Source organism: Pararcticibacter amylolyticus (assembly GCF_003130405.1).
GTDB lineage: Bacteria > Bacteroidota > Bacteroidia > Sphingobacteriales > Sphingobacteriaceae > Arcticibacter > Arcticibacter amylolyticus.
Genome location: NZ_QEAS01000004.1, coordinates 62886 through 81580 on the forward strand (window position 1 = coordinate 62886; position 18695 = coordinate 81580).

Below are 18695 nucleotides of genomic sequence, written 5' to 3' on the forward strand. Positions count from 1 at the left end.
TTATGCGTAAAAACTTCATCTTCCTGGCAATTATGCTCTTTGCCCTTACTGCAGTAAAATCTCAGTCAACTTATTCTGCGTTTCATCCGGGAGAAATATGGAAAGACAACAAAGGCATTCATATCAACGCTCACGGAGGCGGTATCCTGCGTAAAGATGGGATCTACTATTGGTTTGGCGAACATAAGATAGCAGGTCCTGCTGGTAATACTGCCATGGTGGGAGTGCATTGTTATTCTTCCAAAGATTTGTACAACTGGCGTGACGAAGGGATCGCCCTCTCTGTTTCGGCCGACACAACAAGTGATATTGCAAAAGGATGCATCCTCGAACGGCCTAAAGTGGTTTACAACAAAAAAACGGGCAAGTATGTGATGTGGTTTCATCTTGAGTTGCGCGGGAAGGGATATTCTGCTGCACGCGCAGGGGTGGCTGTGAGCGACCGTGCAACGGGGCCTTTTAAGTTTTTATACAGCTACCGGCCGAATGCGGGCAAAATGCCTTTTTATCCAATCGGTACTCCGGAAAACGAAAAGGTGAACTGTGCGGCTCCGGTCAGTAAAAGTGATGGTTTCTTTTGCCGCGACCTTCCGGGTGGTCAGATGGCTCGTGACATGACTGTCTTCGTCGACGATGATGGCCGGGCTTATCATATATTTTCATCGGAAGAGAATTATACGCTTCATGTTGCCGAACTGAATGACGATTATACGGGGCATACAGGGAAATTTACACGGGTTTATATAGGGCACCAAACGGAAGCTCCTGCTATTTTTAAACATGCCGGGACTTATTATATGATAGGCTCTGGTTGTACCGGCTGGGATCCTAATGCGGCCAGGTGGTTTTCTGCAAAATCTGTTTTCGGCCCCTGGACATTTCATGGCAATCCATGTAAAGGCCCGGGAAGCGAACTGACTTACGGAGGGCAAAGTACGCATGTATTACCCGTTGACCCGGCTAATGGAAAGTTTATCTTCATGGCAGATAAGTGGGCGCCGAAAAACCCGGTCGACGGTCGTTATATCTGGCTGCCTGTCAATATAAATAATGGGGCTATCTCGATTTCCTGGAAAGATAAATGGACGCTTAATTGATAGGTTTGTTTGGAATTCACCCGGCAGGTGCGTACATTAGAATGGCATTAGAATTTAAAATCAGGACGCCCTATGTGGTTCTGATTTTTTAAGTTTGATAGATGGACTTTAACTTTGGTGAATTCAGAGGAGAGTGCTTCTCTATAGACGGAAAAAAGTTGCAAACATACGAAGAGTGTAAAGAGTGGCTCGCGATAAAGTATCATTACAGGGGATGGGATGTTCTTGTCAGAATGATCGACGACAGGGGGATTGTAAAAATGTTCGAAGAGCAGGCCATGGATCTTTACACCTACTTGTTGGGAAAGGAGCAGATTAAGTAGCGAATGGCATCAATATGTCTGGTGGAAGATGAAGAGAAGGTAGCAGCCTTTATAAAAAAGGGATTGCAGGAACAGGGGTATTCTGTTGCTATAGCCCGGAGCAGCGGAGAGGCTTTATCCCTGCTGAAGGAGAATCCGTTCAACCTGCTGATCCTGGATGTGATGCTGCCTGATTTTGATGGTATTAATTTGTGCCGGATCATCAGGCAGGATGATAGCAACATTCCGGTTCTGATGCTGACTGCGCTCGGAACAACTGCCGAAAAAGTGGCTGGTTTCAGGGCTGGCGCCGACGATTACCTTGTCAAACCTTTTCATTTTGATGAACTAATAGCCCGGATCGAAGCGTTGCTGAGACGAACTGCTACTGACAGTGAGGAGGACCGTTACCTGCGCTTTGATGAACTTACGCTCGACCTATGGACAAAAGCGGCTTTCCGGGGAGATCAGCAGATATCTCTTACAGCCCGCGAATATGCTCTTCTCGAACTTTTCCTGCGAAATCCACGTAAGTTGCTCTCCAGGCAGTATATTGCTGAAAAAGTATGGGGAATTGGTTTTGATACCGGTACCAATGTGATAGACGTTTATGTGAATTACCTCAGGAATAAAGTCGATAAAAATTTCCCCAAACGGCTGATCCATACCATGATCGGTATGGGATATATCCTGAAGAGTGATGAAGATTAAAGACCGCCTCTCCCTGTATTTCAGCCTTCTTACGAGTGGTCTCCTTCTGCTCGTGATGACCGTCATCTACTTCGCTTTTAAACGTTCAATGGAGCATGATTTCTATAAGCGCCTTCATGAGCGTACCACGATCATTGCTGGTTTGTATCTGGAAGCAGACGAAGTTTCGCCGACGGTGCTTGAAGGCCTCCGCCGGAAGGTCCTGCAGATTATCCCCGGTGAGGTTTACCGGATTTACAATGAACAGGACGAAGCCGTCTTTGTCCCCGACACCCAGCAGTACTGGAGCCGCTCACTCGTCCGTGAAACCCGTCAGAAAGAATACCTGGCGTATAAGGAGGGCAAGCGCCAGGTAGTTGGGCGTGTATATCATGATAATCAGGGCTCTTTTGTGGTGATCTCTTCTGCTGTAGATGAGGGGACCTTTCAGCGGCTGAACAAGCTGCTTCGGATTATGCTGGCGGTGTTCCTGGCGGTGGTGTTTATCTCATATTATTCCGGCCGTGTCCTTGCCGAAAAGCTGCTCTCGCCGATTGAAAAGCTTGTAGGACGGATGAAAGTGATCAGTGCGAGTAATCTGGATATGCGTGTTGAAACGGATGGCAAAAAAAATGAAATAAGTGCACTTGCCGAAAGTTTTAATAATCTGCTGCAGCGTCTGGAGCAATCTTTTACCTTACAAGGCACCTTTGTGGCCAATGTGACACATGAGTTAAGGACTCCGGTTACCAGTATCATCGGAGAAACAGAGGTGGCATTGAAGCAGAACCGGACTGCAGATGAGTATCGCGACACGTTGAGGTCGGTACTTTCAGATTCGGTCCGCCTGAAGGAAACGATTAGCGGATTGCTGGAGCTGGCACAGGTGAACAGTGATTTTAGTCATGCCCCTTTAACCCCGGTAAGAGTTGATGAACTTCTCTGGGAACTGCACGATTACTGGAGCAATACGTTAGGGCCGGGCTGTCTTAAAATGCAGTTTGGTGAATTACCTGAGGATGAAATGGCTCTCGTAGTCGAGGGAAACAAGCAACTCCTTTACATTGCGCTGAATAACATTATCGGAAATGCATTCAAATTCTCTGATGGCCAAATTGTCAGCTGCAGCCTCTGTACAAGTAGCGAAGGCTTAAAGGTGGAAATCCGTGATCAGGGAAAGGGTATTGATGCAGGTGAGTTTCAGAAGGTTTTTGATCCCTTTTACCGCTCAGCTTCAGCTTCGGAGTTTGCGGGTACGGGTATGGGCTTATATATAGCAGTCCGTATTGTTACCTTGTTTGGAGGCAAGTTGTCCGTTTCCGAAAGCGACAGCACCGGTACCGCGATTTTGGTTACTCTGCCTTCGGTTATCAGCTTGCAGGATAGCTGATCTGCCGTTCTATATCATAATTTCTAATGGTGTTCTAATCCGAGTTTAATTCAGGTCTAATCGCGCTGTCCTAGTTTTGTCGCAAATGAAAATAATGCGTCTTACTGCAGTTTGGTTAACCTTCATAGTAGTTTTAGTGTTCAGTTTCTCTGTCGGAACTTCCTGCTCTGCGCAGGAAGTCCGCAGGGATTCGGTATTGTTATCCCGGGCTAAAGCAGAATCACTTTTTCTTTCGAATAATTACGACCTGATTCTCGGACAATATGATATTGACCGGGCCAGGGCCGGAGTCATCACCGCCCGCCTGTTTGATAATCCGGAGATCAGTTACGAAAATGTATTATATAATCCCTCATCCCGTAAGTTCTTTCAAACATCTTCCGCAGACGGTCAGGGTCAGTTCAATGTGCAGTATTCGCAACTGATCAAACTTGCAGGTAAACGGAATAAAGCTATCCGCCTGGCTACTATTGACGTAAGACGGTCAGAATATGAGTTTTCAGATCTGCTGAGAACGTTGAGATACAGCCTTCGTACCAGCCTGAATAATCTTCACTTCCTTCAGCAGTCAGCAAAGGTGTATTCCCGTGAGATCAGTTCTCTGGAGCAGACCCTGAGCTCTTTTCGTATCCAGCTGAGTAAAGGCAATGTTGCCGAAAAAGAAGTGCTCCGGATACAGTCGCTTTTATATTCGGTGCGCAGTGAGCAGGCTTCTCTTCTCTCAGAGATAGAAGAGAAGATGGCAGAAATAAGGATCTTCACAGGGCTGCCTGCAGATACAGAAGTGAGGGTGACTGAGCCGGAGATACAGGTTGCGGATATCGCACAGCATTATATGCAACTGGTTGACTCAGCCCTCAGTAACAGGCCGGATCTTAAAGCGGCCAGGGCGGGCAGTGAATACGCGGCGCTTAATCTGCAGCTTCAGAAGGCCGGTGCTGTTCCTGATATTACCCTCTCTGCTACCTACGACAGGCAGGGGAGCCATGTGAAACATTACACAGGATTGGGCCTGAGTCTTCCCCTTCCATTATTCAACCGGAACCAGGGAGCTATCAGGGAGGCAAAAACAGAAGTAGATGCCAATACCTCGCTGGTAAAACAGACAGAAATGGTGATCAGGAACGAAGTGGAAAAGGCTTACCGATCTGTGTTGCGAAGTAAAGAGATCTATTCATCTGTTCCGTCCGGCTTTAGCGCCGGTTTTACCAGGCTGATCACGGAGGTGAATGCCAATTATCAGAAACGGAATATAAGCTTGCTGGAGTTTCTCGATCTGTATAACTCTTACCGCGAAAGTGTCCTGCAAATGAATCAAATCCAAGCCAGCTATCTGAACGCACAGGAGGAACTAAACTATGTAACAGCTTCTTCTTTCGGGGAGGCTCTAAAATAAGCAAAACAAGCTATGCAAAAATACAGCTATTATTACTTTTCGGTTCTTGCCATTTTTCTACTGGCTTCATGCTCGGAGAAGCCGCAGCATGTGAAGGAGGAACGCTTTTCTGTGAGTGACACCTTGCTGAGCAAACTGGAGATAGATACGGTCGGTGCTTCAAGTGCTTCTGTTGAACTAACCTTCACAGGAAAAGTGGTCCCGGTAGAGGACAACATGGTCAGGATCTATCCTATGGTGAGCGGTATCGTTCATGATGTCCACGTTCATTCGGGCGATTTTATTAAGAAGGGACAGGTACTGGCCACCCTTGGTAGCCCGGAGATGGCTGGATATGCGCGTGAGGCGGTCAGTGCCGACGCTCAGTTGGCAGTCGCGAAAAGAAATGCAGATGTGGCCTCTGATCTTTATAAAAGTGGCCTCGCTTCAGAGAAAGACCTGCAGCAGGCAAAGAGTGAATACGAGATTGCCCGGGCCGAACATGCCCGTACAAGAGCAGTTCTGGAACTCAATCCCGGAAAGGGCGGCCTGAACTATGTTATTAAGTCTCCTATCTCCGGATTCCTGGTTGAGAAGCGCGTAACCGACAACATGCAAGTGAGGGCCGACAATCCTGAGAACTTATTTACTGTAGCCGACTTGTCAAAAATGTGGGTCATGATCAATATTTATGAGTCTGATATCTCGCAGGTGAAAGCCGGAGATCCTGTGAAGATCAACACCCTCTCTTATCCTGATAAGATCTTCGACGGGCAGATAGAAAAGATCTACAACATGCTCGATCCCGGGGATAAAGTGATGCGTGCCCGTGTGCGGGTTGATAACCCGGATCTGATCCTTAAACCAGAGATGTTTGCTAACGTAAAAGTACATGCCCGGACGAACAATGCCTTCCCCGTGATCAATACCCGCTGTCTCATTTTCGACAATAACAAGAATTATGTGGTGGTCACAGACGGAAGAAGTCAGGCCGCGATAAGAGAGGTGGAGATTGCCATGAAAGTGGAGGATAAAGCCTACATCCGGAATGGTCTTAAAGGGGGCGAGAAGCTTGTCGCATCCCGCCAGGTATTCCTTTACGAAGGGCTTAAAAACTAATTCTCTTATTCTTTAAGTATCCGTACATGAATAAATTTATTAAGTCTGTTATATCATTTGCACTCAGGAACAAATATCTTGTTTTCTTCATTACTGCTTTACTTGCATTGTGCGGATATATCAGCTTCAAAAAACTTAGCATAGAAGCTTTTCCCGACGTAACGAACACTTCTGTGACCATCATTACCCAATGGCCGGGACGCAGTGCCGAAGAGGTGGAGAAGTTTGTGACGCGGCCTGTGGAGATTGCGATGAATCCCGCTGAAAAGAAAACCAGTATCCGGTCTTCATCGCTGTTCGGTTTATCGGTTATTAAAATCACGTTCGAGGATGATATAGATTATGCCTTTGCGCGTGTACAGGTTAACAACCATATTGATGATGCCGACTTGCCGGACGGTGTGCGTCCGGAGATCCAGCCTCCTTATGGTCCCACCGGGGAGATCTACCGCTATACTTTGAGCAGCGATAAAAAATCTGTCAGGGAGCTGAAAACGTTGCAGGACTGGGTCGTTCAAAGAGAGTTGCTGTCTGTACCGGGGATTGCCGATGTGGTGAGCTTCGGCGGAGAAGTGAAGACCTACCAGGTAACGATAGATCCTCAGAAGGCCGTGCAATATGGGGTAACGCCGCTGGAACTTTATGAAGCTCTTTCTAAAAGCAACATCAATGTTGGCGGCGATGTGATCGTTCAAAGCGGTCAGGCCTATGTGGTGAGAGGGATTGGCTTGCTCGATAATATCAAGGAGATAAAAAATGTGATTGTCGACAATATTAATGGCACGCCAGTCTATGTTCACAATGTTGCTGAAGTAACAGAATCGAGCCTGCCCAGGCTGGGACAGGTGGGACGCGACCTGGATCCTGATGTAGTGGAAGGCATCGTGGTAATGAGAAAAGGCGAAAACGCCAGCGAAGTGATAAGCAGGCTGAAAGACAAGATCGGTGAGCTGAATGAAAATGTTCTTCCGGGCGACGTCAAAATCAAGCCTTTTTACGACAGGGAGGATCTCGTAAATTTCGCAACCGGCACCGTGATGCATAACATGCTCGAAGGCATTGTTTTCGTCACGGTAATCGTCCTGCTCTTTATGGCTGACTGGCGAACGACACTGATCGTTTCGATCATCATTCCGCTGGCCCTCCTGTTCGCATTTATCTGCCTGAAGCTGAAAGGAATGTCGGCCAATCTGCTGTCGATGGGGGCGATAGACTTTGGAATTATCATCGACGGGGCTGTGGTAATGGTCGAGGGAATATTCGTCGCACTCGACCATCGGGCAAAGCAGGTGGGGATGGAGCGTTTCAACCGGCTGAGCAAGATCGGCCTGATCAAAAAGGCCAGCATGGAGAACGCAAAAGGGATCTTTTTTGCCAAGCTGATCATCATTACCGGACTGATGCCGATCTTCACATTCGAGAAGGTAGAGGGGAAGATGTTCTCTCCGCTCGCCTGGACACTCGGCTTTGCATTGCTGGGAGCACTGCTTTTTACCCTGACGCTGGTACCTGCCTTGTCGCACATGCTGCTTGGCAAGAATGTCAGGGAAAGGCATAATCCCTTCGTGAATTTCCTGACAAGAGGAGGGATGAAGATCTACCGGTTTGCTTTTGCTGCGAGAAAGAAAGTGCTCCCGGTTTCGGTTATGCTTCTGCTGGTGACGTTGTTCAGCTTCCGCTTCCTGGGAACAGAGTTCCTGCCCGAACTGAATGAAGGATCAATCTATGTCCGTGCTACCGGTCCTCTCAGCACTTCTCTGGAAGAATCAAAGAAACTGGCTAATGAAATGCGTAAGATCTTTCTGAGCTTCGAGGAAGTGAGACAGGTGATGTCGCAGTCGGGGCGGCCGAATGACGGTACCGATGCCACGGGCTTCTATAATATTGAATTTCACGTAGATATTTATCCGCAGAAAGAGTGGAAACGGAAGCAGACCAAAGAACAGCTGATTGAGCGGATGCAGGATAAGTTAAAGGGGTATCCGGGCGTGATGCTTAATTTTTCGCAGCCTATTATGGATAATGTGGAGGAAGCGGTGTCGGGCGTGAAGGGATCTATTGTTGTAAAGCTCTTCGGCGACGACTTCCATTATATTGAAGGGGAAGAAGAAAAGATCTTCCGGATATTGAAAGGGGTAGAAGGGATCGAAGATCTGGGGATCCTCAGAAACCTCGGGCAGCCCGAACTGCAGATTAACCTTGATCAGCAGAAGATGGGGCTTTACGGGGTTACTACTGCCGATGCAAATGCGGTGATCGAGATGGCAATAGGGGGGAAGGCCGCTACCCAGATCTACGAAGGGGAGCGAAAGTTCGACTTAAGGATCCGTTATCCTGAGGATTTCAGAAGCGATGAGTCGGCTATAGCCCGCCTGCGTGTACCAACATTAGGAGGAACAAAAGTTCCTCTCGGTGAGATCGCCACTATTACAAAAGCGGATGGACCCAGCATCATCTACCGCGACGGGCATAAGAGATACGGAGCGATCAAATTCTCTATCCGGGGCAGGGACATGGGAAGTACCATAAAAGAAGCCCAGGGAAAAGTAAGCGCTGCTATTAAGCTCCCAAAAGGCTATAGCCTGCAATGGGCCGGGGATTTCGAGAACCAGCAAAGGGCTACCGACCGGCTGTCGCAGGTGGTTCCAATTAGTCTTCTTGCCATCTTTTTCATCTTATTTATCCTGTTCGGCAATGTCAGGGATTCGCTGCTGGTGTTAAATAATGTTCCTTTCGCTATCATGGGCGGCATCCTGGCATTGCTTACTACAGGAATCAACTTCAACATTTCTGCTGGCATTGGTTTTATTGCACTGTTTGGGATCTGTGTACAAAATGGTGTAATCCTGATCACCCGCTTTAAGCAGAATATTAAGGATTTGAGGCATCATCAGCAAGAGGGGTATACCCTGGCAGACGCACTCAGGGAAGGGGTTGAAGCAAGGTTGCGGCCGGTGGTGATGACGGCAATGATGGCTGCGATAGGACTGGTTCCGGCAGCTTTGTCTACCGGCATTGGTTCTGAAGCCTCAAAGCCTCTGGCTATCGTGGTGATTGGCGGCCTGATCACCAATACGATCTTCAATATTTTTGTTTTTCCTTCCGTTTTTTACTTCGCCTACCGTAGAAAAGTAAACAAGGATCTTCTATCTCAGCCTGTTAAGAGTTATGAATCATAATGCAAAAGCACCGGATAGGATAGTCAGGCCGGGAAAGTCTAGGCCTGAGCTCCTTTGGCTGATGATGTCACTCAAAGATCTGAAAGCCTGGCTTATCTATTTTGAGAAGAGGGAGAATTTTGAGAACTGCATAGAGATCCGTGACGAAATTAAGAGACGCGGCTGATTCTTTCATCTGGCAACAGCCGGTAGTTTCAGTTTAAAGAAAAGCCCCCGCGGGATGAATACATCGTGCGGGGGCTGCTATGTTTAGGAATTCCGAAAAGCAGTGCGGAACTTTTATACTAAAACAATGAATCTACTTTTTCCTTCAACCCATCTGCGCCGGTAAATGCTTTCACTACTTTACCTGAGTTGTCAATGAGGAAAAGAGATGGAATAGCTTTGACATTAAATGCATCAGCTACCGACTGACGGTCCAGGAAACTCGGCCATGGAAGTTGTTCTTCGTGCTGTGCTTTTACCCAGTCCTGTTCATTTTTGTCGATAGAGATACTGATGATTTGAAAGCCCTTCTCTGCATATTTGCCATAGAGCTCTTTTAAGCCGGGAATTGATTTCCTGCAGGGGGCGCACCACGAAGCCCAAAAATCCAGCAAAACGTATTTTTTTCCGGCCGTGAAGTTCTGCAGCGTGCTTTTCTCTCTCTTATCGTTTACAAGAGTAAAGGCCGGGGCAGGTTTTCCTTCAAAAGTGGGAGGGAATAGTTCTGCCTTTACAAGCCTTCCATAGTAACTTTCCCTGGCCTCTTTAGAGAAGGATTCAAAAAGTGGCTTTTCTTTTTCACTGAAATAGCTGAGCTGGGTCATCATCATGAAAGGCCCCCACCATGTGTTTTTATCGGCAAGGATGCTGCCTTTTATTTTCTGTTCCACATTGTCAAAAAACTCTTTCTCATCCCTGTTCATTTTTGCCCACGCGGCACTTTTTGATATAGAATCAATAGCCAGCGAATCTTTTGAATTTCGGGCTTTGCCCATAGCCTCCGTTACCTGCAGGTTGTTCCGGTGATAAGCCTCGTAGGCGCTGTCCAGTCCGCTCCGGTAAGCTATTCTTTTGAGATACTGGTCGTGAAGGGGAGAACCGCTCACTTTCACGTTTGAGAAATTGTATACCGGCGTCTCTCCCCGTTTTTGCACCGAAGAGGCGGCAGAGACCTTTATCTCCCTGTTGTCTACCATAAGTTGTATGGCACCGTATGATCCTGCTACTGTTAACGCGTAGAGGCGCGGGCCAGGGGTTTTTCCTTTCAGGATAAATTGTCCTCCGCTTACCTTCGCGCTGGCAACTGCCTTTTCGTTCTTGTGTGTTGCCGAAGGACTCAGCTCTACAACTGTTGCTTCAGGCAAGCCGCTGATATTTCCTTTTATAGTAAATCCTGTTTGCTGAGCTGTTGCATTAAAACCTGCTATGCTGAGCGCGGAGAACAGGAGTAATGTGTTTTTTAATTTCATAGTTTCTTTCCTTGTTTTTATTTATCTGTATTTTGTTTAAGGCTTCCATTACCTGGGTTCTTAATTGCTCCAAAAGGAAATGGCATTACCCACAGATGAGAATTCGGGCCGAGTGAATAATTAGCACCATTCTCAGTTTTGGTAAGCGTTCTCGCATATTTGGGATCTTTATTCAGACGGCGTGCATCCGCAAATGGCACAATGCTAAAGATAAGTTCGTTCTCCTTTGTTCTTCTGATATAGTTGACTGCCTGTTCTGTAGTTGTGGCGCTGAGCGGTGCGTAGTTCGCTGGCAGGATCCTTTTTACCCGTACTTTATTTAAATTGTCCATCGCTCCTGGCAGATCCCCTTTCCGGGCAAGGCATTCTGCTTTTATCAGGTAAACCTCAGTAGTAGTAAGCCCGCCGTAATTGTAAAATCCACTGGTCATTCCATAATAATAAGTGTCACTTCCTACCGTTCTAAGCTTCCATCTGGAAGCAAAACGAGCATCGCCTGTTTCAAAACGGCTTGTCCGGTCTATCCGAAGATTGCTTTCGGCACCTGTGGAATTTCTTGATCCGTGACGGAAGTAATAGTTTTCTTTATAGTCATAACCCATAGGAGATGGAGAACGTACATAAGAATCCGGAGTGTTTATCTGGGCCTTGTATGTCTCGTAGTAGGCTGTCCAGTCATAAAGTTCGTTGTTCTGTGCAAGTGCTTTATCTGCCGCATCCAGAGCCTGATCATATTGCTCCATTTGCAGGTATACCCTTGCCGCCAGGGCCCAGGCAGCGCCAATGTTCGGATGAATGATAGTAGCGCTTTTAGCAGGAAGATCCGGAATTGCCGAATGAATGTCGGCTAGAATGAAGTCATAGATCTCCTGGATCGTTACCTGCTTATACGGGGCATTCACTTCGGCACTCGTGATTAAGGGGACCGATAATGTGGATGAAGCTGTAGAGGCGGTATACGTCTCAGCATAGAAGTTAGCCAGCACATAATAATTCAGCGCCCGGATGATCCTAGCCTGTGCTGTTACTGTTTTACGGTCGGATTCGGTTGCCTCTGTGGCTGTTGGTGCGTGCTGAATGATCAGATTGCATGTAGATATAGCTGTGTAGGAGTTGTAATAAGTTGCTTCATCGCTGTTATTCATGGAAATCCGGTCAGCAGCCTCGTCCCACATATAGTTCGCTTTGTAAAGAGGATAGTAATTTAAATTACTGCTCGTTTCAAAACGGTCATTCAAAAGCAAAACAGCCTGAGTGATATCTGTCCGCTGATTTCCGTATTCGTCGCGAAGCAAAGCTTCAAAATCAGCCAGTGTGGTGGGTATTTTTGCGCCCGTGGGTAAGATATTGAGATACTTTTTGCAGGATGTTATCAAGAGCAGGGAAACAAGTAAAATAACAGTCCCTACAGCAAAATCCCTGCGATTTACCTTTGTATATTTTTTATTCAGCTTCATTGTTACTAGCATTAGAAATTTACATATAGACCCCATACATAATTAGGCGTCTGATACCCGTTTAATAAATATTTCGCAGTCTTTCCCGACGCTATGGTGAAGGCATTCTCCACATTAAACTGCAACCGCACATTCTGAAGTCGTGCTTGTTTTACCAGGCCTGATGGCAAGTTATACGCTAACGAAATGTTCCTCAGCCGCAGGTTTGATGCATCAAGAACATTGATGTCAGCATAAGAATAGACAATTGCACTGTTGTAATTGTATTCCGGGCTTTCGCCAAAGATCACAGCAGGAACATTGGTCTTAAGTTCATCTCCGGGATTTCTCCAGCGGTTCACGATATCCCTGTTTACAGGCAGTATCTGGGTGACATATCCGTTCAGCGCACTGTTGTAATTGGCAGGCAACATTGGAAGATCGGTATTCCTCATTTTATGCCCGCCCTCGTAGGTGAACAGAAAAGAGAACTGAAACGACTTATACTTAAGTAAACTATTAAATGATGCGGTATTTATTGGCACAGTGGTTCCTGCATAGACGATAGAAGCCAGCTCGGTTGGATTATTAACGACAGCTTCATTTTTCTCATTGTAGACCTGTGGTAGACCTTTGTTATTCAACCCTGCCCATTTATATCCATATATGGCGTTGTATGGATTCCCGATCCGCGGATACGCACTTGGATAATCAAGCTGCAGGTAATAGACGGGGGCTTCTACATTTACATAAGTGACCTTGTTCTTGTTGTGTGCATACAGGATGGTGGTGTTCCAGCTCCAGTCGCCACTCCGGACTACGTCAGCTGAAAGAGTTAATTCAATACCCTGGTTTTCCATCTTGCCGTTATTCATGGCGTAGGTTGAATAACCAAATCCTTCTGTTGGCACGCCCATCGTGTTGGCCAGTATATCGGACCCTTTCTTCAGATAATAGTCGGCACTACCCGAAATGCGCCCATGAAGGATTGAATAATCGACACCTATATTGGTTGTAGTGGTTTTCTCCCAGGACAAAAGTGGATTTGGCCGGTTTCCTACTGTTCCCTGTACTCCTCCTACCGTGTTATTAGACGAATAATAGGCGGTTAAATATGGAGCGAATTCTGTATTGATATTCCCACCTATCCCATAAGACGTACGAACTTTTAGCTGGTCTATCCATTGAACATTAAAGAATTCTTCCTTGTCTATGTTCCAGCCGAGTCCTGTTGACCAGATTGGTGTACTTTGATATTTTGAACTGGTACCCCAGAGATTAGAACGGTCCCATCTCAGGCTACCTGTAACCATATACTTATTAGCATAAGAATATGCAGCATTGCCGTAGATAGATACAAAACGAGTTGTTTTTTCGGGAAGTGAACCGAAATCGGCGCCTGTCATACTCGCATAACCGAGAAGTGTCCCAGATGGAGCCGCCAGTGTCTTCATATCTACAAGGCTGAACGAGCGGATTTTGGGATCATAATTAAAAAAGGTATTATTCTTACCTTCCATTTTGCTCTCCCTTATTTCGGTACCTGCAATAGCGGTAATATTATGTTTATCGAAGCTTTTGTCTATATTAAGCTGCTGGCGGAAATTGTAAGCATTGAATTGCTCATTTGCTGACCGGAAGATGTTTCCATAGGGAAGATTGTAAGTTAGATTCCCATTAGCAGCCTTAGTGGCAAAGGTGTTCACCCTGTTTCTTACATAATAAGATGATTTGTCGTAGAGAGTATTATTATTCGAATTCCGGTAGTCGTACTGGAACATGGCGTTGTAGCTTATCCAATTGGTAGCCTTTACATTAAAGTTTATACTCGAACGATTATTAAAGCCTTGCTTGCTACCTATATTCTGGCCGATTTCATCCAGAGTCGTAATATCCATGTTGTACATGTTATTCTGCTGCAGGATGTTGAGGGTATTCTTGCTTAAGCGTGAAGCCGCCGTTGATACAAAATAACTTCCATCGGGATTTACAAGCCGGTCATAGGGCATATAACTGTATCCCGGACTTAAGGGGTTGAAAGTCTGATCCTTTTCCCTGCTGTAACTGGTATAGGTATTGATGTCAACCGAAAGCCACTTATTTAAATTCATGCTGTTTTTCAGGTTTATCCCTATTGACCGGCTGGCATCGTTCCTGTCCTCGTTTTTATTATCGCGATAGGAAACGGAGGCGATGAAGGAATTGCGCTCTGATCCCGAAGCAGCACTTATATTGTATTGCTGATAAAAAGGATTGCGTTTCGCGTACTTTTCTACGTCTCTGTAATAATTATATCCGCCGCTGGCAAGTGCAGCAAGAGTGTTTTGTAGTTGGTCATCGCTGATTTGTCCGGTATAACGTCTTAGTATAGAAGTTATCCCCTGACTGGTATAGACGGCATTATCCAGCAGCGAGGTCGCATATGCAGCCGCTCCGGTTTTCTTAAGATTGGGATTGTTTGCTTCCCACTCTTCCTCAAGCTCAACAATGTCTGACGAACTGGTTAATCTGTCAGTATAGATCCTGTAAGGATTCATTGTGAAAGTGCTGGATACAGAAATATCTGTTTTATTCTTTCTGGCTTTTTTCGTGACGATCACCACGACTCCGTTAGCTGCCCTGGCTCCATATATTGAAGCTGCCGCTGCATCTTTCAGAACGGTAATGCTTTCAATATCTTCGAGGTTTAATCCTACTATTCCGTTTAACGACGATCCGGTGGTGCCATCGGTCTCCTCAACGGGGAACCCATCAATTACATACAGGGGGTCTTTTTTGCTTCTCATTGTGGATACTCCCCGGACTAAATTATTATTATATCCCGCAATCCGCCCTTCAAGCAGGCTGCCGAGGCTGCTCAGGCGTTGCTGCTGAAGAGAGGAGGCAGTTACCCGCGAGAAAGAACCGGTCACCCGTTCCTTTGACAGGGTCTGATATCCTGTATTCACAATGGAAATCTCCTCAAGCCTTGAACTCAGTTCGTGCAATACAATAGTTAAGGGGCTTTTTCCACCACCTATCGCTACTTCTGCTGTTTTGTACCCGATAAAGCTAACGATCAGAACTCCATCGGAGCCCGGTGTACTGATAACGAACTCTCCGTTATGATCTGACATCGTTGTTGTTTTGGTGCCTTTCACTCTGATGGAAGCTCCCGGGAGACTGTTGCCAAGGGAATCCGTTACTTTTCCTCTTACATCTGCTGGAAGTGAAAGCAACGATCCGATGCTCAGCGATTTCTCTTTTTTACGCTGAATGACAATGGTTTTGTCATCGATGGTATAGTCAAGGGGAAGACCACTGATACATTCGCTGATCACGTCCTGTAAGGTAGCCTGGTTAAAATTCGCCTTAATTGTCTTTGAAGAAGGCAGCATCTCCGGTAAATAGAAGACGTCGTAACCTGTTTGAGATTTGATTTCCTTAAATATCTGTTTGATACTTGCGCTTTTCTGATTGATCGTAACCCGCTGCGAAAATCCTCTTGCGCTCACCTGTACGATCAGAACAGTCATGATGACTGTAAAAACTTTCATAATCCGTAAAATTTTGCAATACCGGCCATGTCGCCGGTGTGAAATACCAGGGTAAATTTTATACATTTGAATGGAGCTAAATACTGGAAACTAATCTCTTAAGTGTTTTGGTGTCTGGCCTCTTTATTAACCGGGAGTGTTGGTAGCACTTCCGGCTTTTATCTATAGCCTCAAACGGAATTTCAGGAGCTGTTATCTTTCATGTTTTCGGACTTTTTTTATTCTATTTCTATGATTCGTTCAGAGACTTCAAAATGAAAGATCCCGGTGAGCGCGATCTTCTTTAACACCTGTTCAGCAGTCTGATACTTGGAGATGGTTCCGGCAATTTTCCGCATCCTGACCCCGTCATCTTTATAGTGAATGCCCACATTGTACCATCTTGATATTTCCCGGAGAGCTTCTTCAACTGTTTTTCCCGTAAAGTCAAAATAGCCTTTCTGCCAGGCAATAGCATCTTCTGTATCAACTTCCCTGATCAGCAACTCTCCGCCTTCTGAACTTGCTTCCTGTCCCGGATGCAGCAGCTTTGCTGCATTGTTACCCGATCTCACCCTGATGCTGCCCTGGAGCAGGGTTACCCGGCTTCGCTGTTCGTCGCTATAGTGATGTACATTGAAATGTGTTCCAAGTACCTGAATTTGCTGGTTTCCGCAGGAAACGTAAAAGGGGACGCTTTTATTTGATGCCACTTCGAAGTAACCTTCTCCATTGATCTCAACCTGGCGCTTATTTCCGGAAAACTGATCCGGAAACCTGAGTGAGGATGCAGCGTTGAGCCAGACTTTTGTTCCATCTGACAGGATCACCTGATATTGTCCCCCCTGTGGGGTTTCAATTGTACTGTAACTCCCGGTATTTGTACGTCCCGGAGCTGGTTTTTGTGTGAAAACGATGCTTCCATCAGATGTTTTATGTGCAGTGAGACCAGCATTTATGGCAATTTGGGTGTCAGCACCTGTGCCGAGAACAATGCGCCGGCCATTCTGCAGTGTCAGGACAGCCCGGTTGCTCCCTGGTGCTATTGCAGGCCGTGCTTCCGCGGTATTATTCCTGGTCCTGTTTTGTCTGATCAGGTAATATCCCGAACCAATAACTGCCAGCAGGGTACATGCAGCGGCAAGCGGCAGCCATCTGCGATAACTGCGCCTGAACACAGGCAGTCTCTTGTATAGCTGCTCTTCGGCTCTGTCAAAATCTGCAGGCGAAAGATCGCTGTCGTCTTCGGAACGACTAACCTGCAAATACCAGCTCTCAACAATCGCTTTTTCTTCAGCGGTGCACTGGTTGTTTGCGTATTTTTCAAGTAATTCTCTTGCGTCCTTAGCCATTTGTTTGTCGTTCCTTTATGCTAAGACGAACAAGTGTAGCAAGAGTGGTATATTTTTTTTTAAAAAAAAGAAAATGGTGGGTTTTATCTTATGAAAAAGAAAAAGAAGGCAAAAAAATTAATCCCAAATTTTGGTTTTAGTAGTTTTAGGGCATTGTAGATCTGTTTTTTTACAGTTCCTTCTGATGTGTCAGTTATTTCGGCTATTTCGCGATAGGAAAGATGGTGTTTCCTGCTGAGTTCAAATGTTTTTCTCATTTTGGGAGGAAGGCCAGCTATTTCTTTCTCAATCCTGCTCTTCAATTCCTTCTCAAGTACGGCGTTGTCGGTAATAAAAGATCCTTTGTTTACGAACTCCTGTAAAGAAGATACATAGTAATCATGTCTTTTGCCTTTATTGATGAAATCAATTACCCTGTTACGGGTTGAAGCATAAAGATAGGAGGATACCGATATCTCCGGCTCAATCTGATCTGCTTTAGACCATAAAGTGGCAAACACATCCTGAATGATGTCGGTGGCGTCATCGTCGCTTCTAAGCATTCGCCTGGCATGCCGGAACAACATTGCCCAGTAACGTCTGTATGTTTCTGTAAAAGCGTGTTCGTCCCTGCATTTGATCAGGAGGAAGAGTTCCTTATCTGAGTATTCCCGGAGTGATGACATGTCCAAATCGAATACAAGATAGAAAAAATTTGCCTTTTTATTCAATGGAAAGGCTTTCTTTTTAAAATATCGTGATTTTTCTGTTAAAGATTTATTAAATTAATAGTTGGAGTCTTTCTTTCTCTTTACCACTCTCCGTTGCGCAGTGCCCTGATCTTTTCAAAGTACAGATTTCCGTCGTACGCTAATCTCATTTTCATCAAGGGTTCGTTGATGAATTCTACCAGGTGTCTCCCTTCAGCTTCCCCGGGAGTAAGAGTTCGCCCTGAAAGCTCTAGTAAAGGAGTTTCGCCCTGCGGGATCTGGAAGGCTTCTACTATTTCAGCCGGACTCCATTCTTTGGTATTAACGGAGTCTTTCCTCATGCAATTCTCTGATTCGGCATTGAGCGATACGGTGACCAGCACGAGACTTCCCGGGGGGACTTCCTTTTCAGATTTCCATTCAACAGACGGCGATAATACCACACCCCTGCCAATCCACTGTTCCTTAAACCCCAGGTATTCGGAATACCCTGATCTGAAATGAAAAGCCGTCACCATGATCTGTAAGTTAATCCCGCTGTAAGGCATGGAAGGACGTTTCAAGTCGGTCCGGGTGTTGAACCCGGGTATCCCGACCTGCACCTTTCTGTCATCTGTCAGGTTCACCAGGGGCTTTGCCAGAAGAACTGTGGAAAGGGGAGAGTTTTTATTAAACTGGAAGCCTTTAAATACACTGACATCTCCATCGTGGATATCGCGTTCTCCGCGCTTCTTTCCCGACAAACTCATGCAGCGCCGGATACAGTTGGTTAACCTGTTCGGCATTCCCCTGTCGGTCGTATGGAAGGCCGGACTGATGATATACCGAATATCCATAGCAGCGCTGCTGGCCAGGCCAAATTCGAGTGCACTCTCCCGGGTGGCGGTTGTTTGTCTGACGTTAGAGGGTTTAATTTGTACAACTTGCGTAGATCCCACGGTCCGGTAGACATTATTTCCTACCTTACCACGCCAGTTTCCATTTCTGTCTATTACTGCCATAATTTTAAATCGTTTAAAAACGATGTCAGCTCCGGGACCACTGGCTAAAGAGTAAGGTCAGATGGCTGGGAAGCCGGCAAAGGTTTCTTATGGAAT

At 46.1% G+C, this 18695-nt stretch carries 13 protein-coding genes; 7 read left to right on the top strand and 6 right to left on the bottom strand.

Annotated features, from left to right (window positions below; all coding sequences use genetic code 11):
- The 7 genes from DDR33_RS06155 to DDR33_RS06185 form a co-directional block, all read left to right on the top strand.
- On the top strand, positions 1-1097 hold a 1097-nt coding region (locus DDR33_RS06155), incomplete at its 5' end, for a glycoside hydrolase family 43 protein (RefSeq protein ID WP_109414900.1).
- A gap of 101 nt (positions 1098-1198) precedes the next feature.
- The gene (locus DDR33_RS06160; RefSeq protein WP_109414901.1) at positions 1199-1420 is read left to right on the top strand and encodes a hypothetical protein; all 222 of its coding nucleotides are present in this window, start codon (positions 1199-1201) and stop codon (positions 1418-1420) included.
- Positions 1421-1423: 3 nt separating this feature from the next.
- Complete coding sequence (locus DDR33_RS06165; RefSeq protein ID WP_109414902.1) at positions 1424-2110, top strand: response regulator transcription factor; 687 nt, start codon at positions 1424-1426, stop codon at positions 2108-2110.
- Positions 2100-3479 (top strand): sensor histidine kinase, encoded by a 1380-nt coding sequence (locus DDR33_RS06170; RefSeq protein WP_109414903.1) that lies wholly within the window; start codon positions 2100-2102, stop codon positions 3477-3479. Before DDR33_RS06165 ends, DDR33_RS06170 begins: the two co-directional genes overlap by 11 nt.
- Before the next feature lie 85 nt (positions 3480-3564).
- On the top strand, positions 3565-4875 hold the full coding sequence (locus DDR33_RS06175) for a TolC family protein (RefSeq protein ID WP_109414904.1): 1311 nt from the start codon (positions 3565-3567) through the stop codon (positions 4873-4875).
- A 12-nt stretch (positions 4876-4887) separates the two neighbouring features.
- Positions 4888-5973 carry an efflux RND transporter periplasmic adaptor subunit gene (locus DDR33_RS06180; RefSeq protein ID WP_109414905.1) on the top strand — a complete coding sequence of 362 codons (1086 nt, stop codon included), beginning with the start codon at positions 4888-4890 and terminating at the stop codon, positions 5971-5973.
- 26 nt (positions 5974-5999) lie between these two features.
- A complete protein-coding gene (locus tag DDR33_RS06185; RefSeq protein ID WP_109414906.1) occupies positions 6000-9152 on the top strand; it encodes an efflux RND transporter permease subunit in 3153 nt (1050 codons plus the stop codon).
- Positions 9153-9436: 284 nt separating this feature from the next.
- On the opposite strand, the gene DDR33_RS06190 is transcribed toward DDR33_RS06185, so the two are convergent.
- The 6 genes from DDR33_RS06190 to DDR33_RS06215 all read right to left on the bottom strand — a co-directional run bounded on the left by DDR33_RS06190 (position 9437) and on the right by DDR33_RS06215 (position 18599).
- The gene (locus DDR33_RS06190; protein ID WP_109414907.1) at positions 9437-10606 is read right to left on the bottom strand and encodes a TlpA disulfide reductase family protein; all 1170 of its coding nucleotides are present in this window, start codon (positions 10604-10606) and stop codon (positions 9437-9439) included.
- 17 nt (positions 10607-10623) lie between these two features.
- The gene (locus DDR33_RS06195) at positions 10624-12063 is read right to left on the bottom strand and encodes a RagB/SusD family nutrient uptake outer membrane protein (protein ID WP_109414908.1); all 1440 of its coding nucleotides are present in this window, start codon (positions 12061-12063) and stop codon (positions 10624-10626) included.
- 11 nt (positions 12064-12074) lie between these two features.
- Positions 12075-15578, bottom strand: a complete 3504-nt coding sequence (locus tag DDR33_RS06200; protein WP_109414909.1) for a SusC/RagA family TonB-linked outer membrane protein — start codon at positions 15576-15578, stop codon at positions 12075-12077.
- 218 nt (positions 15579-15796) lie between these two features.
- Positions 15797-16909 (bottom strand): FecR family protein, encoded by a 1113-nt coding sequence (locus DDR33_RS06205; protein ID WP_109414910.1) that lies wholly within the window; start codon positions 16907-16909, stop codon positions 15797-15799.
- 83 nt (positions 16910-16992) lie between these two features.
- Positions 16993-17574, bottom strand: coding sequence for an RNA polymerase sigma factor (locus DDR33_RS06210; RefSeq protein ID WP_109415101.1), 582 nt, complete (start codon positions 17572-17574; stop codon positions 16993-16995).
- A gap of 125 nt (positions 17575-17699) precedes the next feature.
- Positions 17700-18599, bottom strand: coding sequence for a hypothetical protein (locus DDR33_RS06215; protein ID WP_109414911.1), 900 nt, complete (start codon positions 18597-18599; stop codon positions 17700-17702).
- Between the last annotated feature and the right edge of the window lie 96 nt (positions 18600-18695).

Coding starts and splice junctions, on each gene's coding strand:
- DDR33_RS06160 (WP_109414901.1), top strand. CDS start 1,199: ATGGACTTTAACTTTGGTGAATTCAGAGGAGAGTGCTTCTCTATAGAC.
- DDR33_RS06165 (WP_109414902.1), top strand. CDS start 1,424: ATGGCATCAATATGTCTGGTGGAAGATGAAGAGAAGGTAGCAGCCTTT.
- DDR33_RS06170 (WP_109414903.1), top strand. CDS start 2,100: ATGAAGATTAAAGACCGCCTCTCCCTGTATTTCAGCCTTCTTACGAGT.
- DDR33_RS06175 (WP_109414904.1), top strand. CDS start 3,565: ATGAAAATAATGCGTCTTACTGCAGTTTGGTTAACCTTCATAGTAGTT.
- DDR33_RS06180 (WP_109414905.1), top strand. CDS start 4,888: ATGCAAAAATACAGCTATTATTACTTTTCGGTTCTTGCCATTTTTCTA.
- DDR33_RS06185 (WP_109414906.1), top strand. CDS start 6,000: ATGAATAAATTTATTAAGTCTGTTATATCATTTGCACTCAGGAACAAA.
- DDR33_RS06190 (WP_109414907.1), bottom strand. CDS start 10,606: ATGAAATTAAAAAACACATTACTCCTGTTCTCCGCGCTCAGCATAGCA.
- DDR33_RS06195 (WP_109414908.1), bottom strand. CDS start 12,063: ATGAAGCTGAATAAAAAATATACAAAGGTAAATCGCAGGGATTTTGCT.
- DDR33_RS06200 (WP_109414909.1), bottom strand. CDS start 15,578: ATGAAAGTTTTTACAGTCATCATGACTGTTCTGATCGTACAGGTGAGC.
- DDR33_RS06205 (WP_109414910.1), bottom strand. CDS start 16,909: ATGGCTAAGGACGCAAGAGAATTACTTGAAAAATACGCAAACAACCAG.
- DDR33_RS06210 (WP_109415101.1), bottom strand. CDS start 17,574: ATGTCATCACTCCGGGAATACTCAGATAAGGAACTCTTCCTCCTGATC.
- DDR33_RS06215 (WP_109414911.1), bottom strand. CDS start 18,599: ATGGCAGTAATAGACAGAAATGGAAACTGGCGTGGTAAGGTAGGAAAT.